The organism is Thermoplasmata archaeon (assembly GCA_015063285.1).
Classification (GTDB): domain Archaea; phylum Thermoplasmatota; class Thermoplasmata; order Methanomassiliicoccales; family Methanomethylophilaceae; genus Methanoprimaticola.
Window position 1 is genome coordinate 1 of the sequence record SUST01000027.1, and the last position, 7,773, is coordinate 7,773.

Below are 7,773 nucleotides of genomic sequence, written 5' to 3' on the forward strand. Positions count from 1 at the left end.
TGTTCAGTCTCCGAGCTGATGGATGGAGAGCAGAGGGATCTGCGATCACATAGAGGAAACCGAGGGTTTCCTCAAAGTCCTATGATAAAAATGTCAATATATCTCCACGGTTACTCTCAAACCGATGAGGCTGATCATATACACCGGGAAGGGCGGAGTGGGAAAGACTTCCACATCGGCTGCCACGGCATACAGGCTGTCCAAGTTGGGATACCGCACGCTTCTGATGAGTACGGATTCCGCGCACTCTCTGGGCGACTCCATGGGCATCAATCTCGGAAGCGAGATCAAGACGATCTCAGAGAACTTCGATGCGCTGGAGATCGATATCATCCACGAGATGAAGACCAAATGGTCCGACATCCAGTCATATGTCGCCGATTTCATGGTCTCCCAGGGGATGGGAAGTATCACTGCGGAGGAGATGGCGATTTTTCCAGGGATGGAGATGATCTCCGCATTGTTCTACGTCAATCAGTTCTACAGAGAGAACAGCTACGACGTTATTGTCATGGATACCGCTCCTACAGGGGAGACTCTCAGGCTTCTAAGCCTGCCTGAGGCCGCCAATTGGTATGTGATGAGATTCTACGGTACCTTCAAGAAGCTCATGGCATTGGCCCGTATGACCGTAGGTAAAGTATCCAACGTACCTCTCCCTTCGGCGGAGGTGATGGATACGGTCGACATCCTGAAAGAGACATTCCAGAGTGTGAGTGAGATACTGGATGATCCGAAGTGCACCACAGTGAGGCTGGTGCTGAATCCAGAACAGATGGTCATCAAGGAGACCATGCGCGCATACACCTATCTCAGCCTGTACAACAGGAATGTGGAGATGCTGGTGGTGAACAAGCTCTATCCTGACGAGGTGCTGAACACCACTCTGTTCAAGCTCAAGAAAAAGGAGCAGGCAGAGCGTCTGGAAGAGATCCACAGGGCATTCGACCCCATGGAGATCAAATACTGCCACATGAGGAATGTCGAGCTCAGGGGACTGGAGATGCTGGATGCGATGGCCCAGGAGATCTACGGCGACGAGGATCCTACGATGGTATACTCCTCAGAGAGTCCGATGTCCTTCCGTACGGAGAACGGTGAGGACCATCTGGTCATGAAGATGCCGTTCGTAGAGGCTGCCGATGTCGAACTGTTCCGTGTGGATTCCACTTCCCTCATGGTCCATGTTGGAAGTCAGAAACGCAATATCCATCTTCCTGATTCCTTGATCTCAGCAGAGATCCTAGGCGCAGATTTCATAGACGATGAACTCATTATCAAATTCAAGAGGGAATGACATGGTGACCGAGAAGGACATCGACAGATTCGTCTCTGACAACAAGGAAATCATCGAAAGGATGATGTCCATCCAGAAGGACAATGCTGAGCTGGCGAAGAGGAAGGGCGAGGAATTAATCGCCACCGTTTTCAAAGCATTCCTGGACCCCGACGTGCAGAGGCATTTCATGGCATCAGGATTCGAGATCTTGGCCGGACTCACAGCCCTTGTCCAAGCGTCACCTACGCCCGATTTCATCAAGGATGCTGTCTCGGATTTCGATAAGAATCTGAGGGTGGCGGCATGCAGGACCAACGAGGATTGTTTGGTCAAGAGGAAGATCAAGATAGCTGAACCCGCAGAAGAGACCGTTGAGTGACATGGATATCGAAACAGTTCTGATGGGAAGGGCCTTCGTCAACGGAGAGCTCAAGTATACTGAGATAGGGATCAACGAAGGGAAGATCGTCGCAGTCGGAAGCTATGTGAGCGGCGGAGAGAGAAGGGTCGAACTGGGCACCAGTATGACCGTCCTTCCCGGTTTCGTGGACCCCCATGTGCATCTCAGGGATCCGGGGATGACGCAGAAGGAGGATTTCTCGACAGGGACCTTGGCTGCGGTGCATGCCGGAGTCACGACGGTCCTGGACATGCCCAATACAAAACCTGCCGTCTACGACTTGGACACGCTGATGGACAAGAAGGCGCACATCAAAGGACGTTCCTATGTGGATTACGGTTTGTTCGCAGCGATAACGCCTAACATCAACGCAGGCATGATGGCCAGATACGTCCCAGGTTTCAAGCTGTTCATGGGTTCGACGACCGGAAACATCCTTCTGAACGATGATGAGGAACTCGTCCCCGCAGTGGCGGATGCTTTAGCCACAGGCAAACGTGTCAGCGTCCATGCGGAGGACGATTCGATGATACTGAAGGAACCTGAGAACTGTACAAGGGATCATCTCAGGAACCGTCCCGCGAAAGCGGAGCACAACGCCATCTCGAGATTGGCGAAGCATTTCTCGGGCAAGAAGATCAACATCTGCCATATCACCACTCCCGAGGGATTGGATTTGGCCACGAACGCCGGATTCACGACAGAGGTCACCATGCATCATATGATGTTCGAGGTTGACCGCAACAGCGATGCATTCTTCAAGGTCAACCCGCCGATACGCGACATCAACAACCGCGACGCGCTCTACAATAGGTTCCTGGCAGGAGATATCACCATGTTCGGAACGGACCATGCCCCACATACCCTGGCCGAGAAGAGTAAGGATTTCGATTCAGCACCGGGAGGTATGCCCGGAGTGGAGACCACCATGCCCATTGTCATGAACATGGTCCGCAAGGACACGATCCCGATCTCACAGGCTGTCAGGATGGGTTCCACAGCACCCGGACAGGCATTCTCTCTGCCTAAAGGCGAGATAAAGGTCGGTAACGATGCCGACTTCTGCATCTTCGACATGAGGAAGGTCACCAGGATCGATCCGAAGGCGCTTCACAGCAAATGCGGACACACCCAGTATGCTGGTATGGAGGCAATCTTCCCCGATAAGGTAATAATAAGGGGCGAGGTACAGGTGGACGGTTACGAATTCTGCGGAGAATGCAGGGGAGAGGATATGTTTGCCTGAATACGAGGTCGATTATTCGGAGGTAATGGGAAAGCTGGTCTCATGTCCTGAGGAGTGCGGTATGTGCTGCCTCTGTCAGCCGGAGGTACTCCCGGAGGAGCGTCCGTTCTTCAAGAAGAATTACCCCCAGTTCCTCGTAAGGACCAAAGGCCCTCAGCCATACAACGCCCTCGCTCTGAAGAAGGGCTGCGGTTCCTGCGTCTTCCTTGAGAACAGGAGATGCAAGGTCTACGACCACAGGACAGCCTACTGCAGACAGTTCCCATACCACCTCTATGCAAGCGATAAGGTCAAGGTCGAACTGGACCTCTCATGCAGAGGTGCCTGGTACGGAAAGGGCAACGATGCCGTGGCAGAGGCGAAGGCGCTCGTCAAGGCCGCCGAAGGAAGGATAGCGGAGGCGCTGGCGGAATCCAAGGAGGTCTACCGCGAATTCTTCTCCAACTGCAAGGAGGCAGGGGTCTACCAGGATCCCTCGATGCTCCGTATGACCGTCTCCGAGAACGCATCGATGTTCTCCAGCCTAGGGTACCTGAGCCGTATCATGGACATGTCCACGGTGGAACCCATCATGGCATTGGCAGGCATCCGTCCGGAGACTCAGCTCGACATGCCGTCGCTGGAAGAGGCAGGACGCGATCTTGCCATGGATTCCATGTCATCCAACGATCCATTGAGTGTGCCTGTGTACTGCGACAAGGATTGGAATTGGAACATGTTCATGGCCCAGAACGGAAAGATAGAGTGGAAGGTCATGGATGATGAGGGGGATATGCACCAGAAGGGTTCCGTCGATGCGGATGCGATCGCTCTCAGGCTACCCGATCCCGAGGGCACCAAGGTCCTGATCGATTATGTCAACACCCTCAACCAGAGGGACAGCTTCATGGGAAGCGTCTTCTCCATCATGGACCTCAACGGGTACGAGGACGACATGACCAACTCCTACTTCGGCAGCATGGCTGTCACCGTCATGGATCTGTTATGGAGGATGTCTATGCTCGACCATTTCATGGGAACGGGTGTAGGGGCCGAGGGTGTAAGAGAAGCGATCATCTTCTACGACATGGATCGTTTGGACGCACCCACGATTGGTGCGTTTATCTAAACTGATGCCACCCTTTATTAGTGAGCGATTAGATTCTCTCTCATGGATGGTCCAGCAGCCAATGCGCGTCTCGCTTCACCCGACGTTCTGAAAGGAGTCATAATCATCCTTATTGTCTTGGTTCACATAGTGCTGCTGACCAACACCGGAAGCGAGGAGGGGAGGGTACAGCCTCTCGTCCTTCAGATACTGTACCTCGGATTGATGACATTCTTCCTGCTGTCGGGATACTTCTACAGACCTGGCAGAAGCATAATGGAGAACATCAAGAAGCGTACTCTCCAGCTATTTGTGGCGCTCGTCATATGTGCTGTCGCATTGCCCATCATAACATACTGCTGGCTGGCGCTGATGGGGCAGCCTTCCGACATCTCGGACATCCTTGATGCGTTCATAGAGACCATGGATCTGGACGACCTCTTCGTTAAAGACGCTATGAATCCCACTCATGCTGCATGCTGCACGTGCGTCGGTTATTACTACCCGTGGGCCATGATGGGCGGATTCCTCATATTCTACACCCTTGCGGATTATGTGATGAACGACTATAGGAAGATAGCCGTCGCCATCGCTGCCCTTCTGGGAGTGACCGTATTGATCGTTCTGTTCTGGAATGTGAAGATGCCGTTCCAATTCCACCTGGCGCCCATAGCCGCATGCTTCATGCTGATAGGTGCAACTCTGGCCAAGGTCAATCTCTTGGATAAGATCGAATCCTTGGAATGGAGATCCGGAAGGTATTGGCTTCCTCTGGTCGTGTGCCTGGTGGCAGGTGTAGGCCTGTGCTTCATCCTCCCTCCGGGAGTGAAGTTCGATTATCTCGAGTTCGGCAATCATGGTGTATGGTCGCTGTTCCCCTATGTCATCGAAGCTGTCTGCATGTTCGTCGTGTATCTGTATCTGGCCAAGCTGTTCTCGAAGATCCCTGTATTATCCAAGTTGATCGAGATCGCAGGCCAGCACAGTCTCGGGATACTGCTGCTGCACGGATTCATCGCAACTCTGATCTTCGCCCCGTTCTTCACTATACCCACCACCAGCTGGTTCCCTACGGATCTGAACACGGTGCAGAGGGTCATCACGGCATTCGCAACGATTATACTGTGCATCGTTATCTGCAGGTACGGACCCAAATTGCTCAGCAGGGTACGCGGAAAGGAAGCGGAGAACTGAATCTGACATCGATTTAAGGGATTCGACCGAACCGCTACCTTAAAATATACTTTGTTTATAGCCTCAAAAAGTATCACCCACGGTAGGCTCTATCGTGACGGTGTGTTCGTCCCTAGAGGACGGACGAAAATCACAATCCACAGGAGAGAACAAAAATGTCTGGAGCAGGTACACCCGCACAGGGAAGGCACAACAAGTACAAGACACACATCCCCTGCCGCAGGTGCGGAAAGCGCGCCTACCACGTCAGGAAGGGAGTCTGTGCTTCCTGCGGTTACGGAAAGACCGCAAAGATGAGAACATACGCTTGGGCCAAACTCCGCGAGTGATGTGAGATGGCTGGTCCGAATCATAGTTGCGGAGTAGTCGCGATTTCTGCCGATTACGATGTGGCTTCTGATTTGTACACAGCACTCACCATCATACAGCACCGCGGACAGGAGAGCGCAGGGATCTCTGTCTACAACGGCGCCACCATTAGGACCGTCAAGGGACAGGGATTGGTCAACGTGGCCATCCCCACAAGCTCCCTTTCCCAGCTTCCCGGCCATTCGGGAATAGGTCACGTCAGGTACGCAACTATGGGTGCGGTCGGTTACGAGAACACCCAGCCTCTGAACGTTTCGACCAACTTCGGCGAGATCGCCGTGGCTCACAACGGTGAGCTGACCAATTATAACGAGCTCAAAGAGAAGTACATGAAGGAGGGTTGGGTCTTCTTCACAGGATCCGACAGCGAACTGATCCTCAGGCTTCTCGGTAAGTACCTTGTCGACTTCGATCCGATCGAGGCGGTCCACAAGATCATGGACGAGCTCGACGGCGCTTATTCTGTGGTTTTCACTATCAACGGCAAGACATACGGATTCAGGGACAGATACGGCTTCAGACCCCTGATCCTCGGAAAGCTCGACGGAGGATACATGCTCGTGTCCGAGAGCTCCGCGATTGAGGCCCTCAAGGGAGAGGTCATCAGGGATGTCGAGCCCGGGGAGATCTGCGAGATCACCAACACAAGCTACAAATTCACACCTTACGGAGAGGATCACCCCCGCGCACACTGTATGTTCGAGTGGGTGTACTTCGCAAGGCCCGATTCGGTCATCGACGGAAAGACCGTCTACGATGTCCGCAGGGAGATCGGAAGGGTCCTGGCAAGGGAATGCCCCGCCGACGTCGACTTCGTCATGCCGATACCCGATTCTGGACGCGCACACGCGATCGGATACGCCATCGAGGCAGGAATCCCCTACGAAGAGGGATTCATGAAGAACCGTGCCGCAGGCAGGACATTCATCCTTCCGGAGCAGAAGCTCAGGGAGACGGCCGTTTCCATGAAGATGATCCCCATCAGGAGCGCCGTCAAGGACAAGAAGGTTCTGATCATCGACGACAGCATCGTAAGGGGAACAACCCTGAAGATCCTCATCGGAATGCTCAAGGATGCGGGTGCTAAAGAGGTACACGTCCGCATCGGATGCCCTCCCGTCATCGCACCCTGCTTCTACGGTGTCGACATGAAGACCAGGGACCAGTTCATCGCCAACAAGCACTCCATCGAAGAGATCCGCGAGATCATCGGAGCGGATTCCCTCGGATACATCAGTCTGGAGGGTCTTGTGGAGGCTATCGGGTTCAAGGCAGAGGACCTTTGTCTTGCCTGTGTGAACAACAAGTACCCCACCAAGATCGCTGGCGAGGAGTACAGGTTCACTCAGTGAATGTGCAACCGTTCTCGTGAACACTGAGTATCACTGGGAGTTTTTCAAATACATCCGGTCAGATTGTGCAATCAGTCGGGCCGGAAGGCAAGTAGCGAAATCAATACACCACGCAGTCCATTGTCAGTAACATAACATCCCAACCACAAACGACTTACCCGGCCCGGACTGCATTTCTACCGACGCTTCAGATCGAGTGCAAACAATGTCTGGATAGTTTAGATGTTCAGATCAAAGGATGCACCTAATCAAAATGTTTATTTACGGCAAGTATATGTGCGATTATCCACTGGGCAGGTAGATCAGTTGGAAGATCGTTACATTGGCATTGTAGAGGTCGCGAGTTCGAATCTCGCCCTGTCCACTCATTTATTCCATCAAAAGTGACCCGCAAAGGTTACATTGTCATCGATTTCTGATAAACATTGGCATAGCTTTCGCTAGGATATCGCGCAAAAAGACGTGGTTTGAACTGTTCGGACCCTTCTCACGACCCGGGCGTCATTTTATTCTGCGGCCATGCGCACGCAGGTGCGCAGGTCCGGTCTTCACTGCTTCGATAGTCGGCAGGTACTGTGCAATGTTCTCGTTCGGTCGATGCCCCGAGAGGCATGAGCAAAATGGATTCTGCAATTACTTCCCTGACGATTCCCGGCGGGGTGTTGTCCGATGATATCATTCTGTGAACATATCCTCCGAATCGGCCATCTCCCTCGACTGCGCCAGCAGGCGCATGTCGGAGGAGTACGGCCGGTCGTTGATCAATACCGAACGAACGACTGTGAGCAATTTGCGGGCGCATGCTATGAGCGCCTCGTTGTGGGCCTTCCCGTTCTTCCTCAGACG

Annotated in this window: 7 protein-coding genes and 1 tRNA gene; all 8 read left to right on the forward strand. The window is 53.1% G+C overall.

The window, feature by feature from the left end:
• Positions 1–124 precede the first annotated feature (124 nt).
• The 8 genes from E7Z62_08805 to E7Z62_08840 all read left to right on the forward strand — a co-directional run bounded on the left by E7Z62_08805 (position 125) and on the right by E7Z62_08840 (position 7,291).
• Complete coding sequence (locus E7Z62_08805; protein ID MBE6523201.1) at positions 125–1,297, forward strand: ArsA family ATPase; 1,173 nt, start codon at positions 125–127, stop codon at positions 1,295–1,297.
• Between the two features lies 1 nt (position 1,298).
• Complete coding sequence (locus E7Z62_08810) at positions 1,299–1,658, forward strand: hypothetical protein (GenBank protein ID MBE6523202.1); 360 nt, start codon at positions 1,299–1,301, stop codon at positions 1,656–1,658.
• Positions 1,651–2,925, forward strand: a complete 1,275-nt coding sequence (locus E7Z62_08815) for a dihydroorotase (GenBank protein ID MBE6523203.1) — start codon at positions 1,651–1,653, stop codon at positions 2,923–2,925. The genes E7Z62_08810 and E7Z62_08815 overlap by 8 nt, the downstream gene beginning before the upstream one ends.
• A gap of 25 nt (positions 2,926–2,950) precedes the next feature.
• Positions 2,951–4,033, forward strand: coding sequence for a YkgJ family cysteine cluster protein (locus E7Z62_08820; protein ID MBE6523204.1), 1,083 nt, complete (start codon positions 2,951–2,953; stop codon positions 4,031–4,033).
• 42 nt (positions 4,034–4,075) lie between these two features.
• A complete protein-coding gene (locus E7Z62_08825) occupies positions 4,076–5,206 on the forward strand; it encodes an acyltransferase (protein ID MBE6523205.1) in 1,131 nt (376 codons plus the stop codon).
• A 155-nt stretch (positions 5,207–5,361) separates the two neighbouring features.
• Positions 5,362–5,535: a 50S ribosomal protein L37e gene (locus E7Z62_08830; GenBank protein ID MBE6523206.1), complete on the forward strand. Its 174-nt coding sequence runs from the start codon at positions 5,362–5,364 to the stop codon at positions 5,533–5,535.
• A 6-nt stretch (positions 5,536–5,541) separates the two neighbouring features.
• Entirely contained in the window at positions 5,542–6,927 is a 1,386-nt protein-coding gene (purF, locus tag E7Z62_08835; GenBank protein MBE6523207.1) for an amidophosphoribosyltransferase, read from the forward strand.
• 291 nt (positions 6,928–7,218) lie between these two features.
• A tRNA-Ala gene (locus tag E7Z62_08840) sits at positions 7,219–7,291 on the forward strand.
• Positions 7,292–7,773 lie beyond the last annotated feature (482 nt).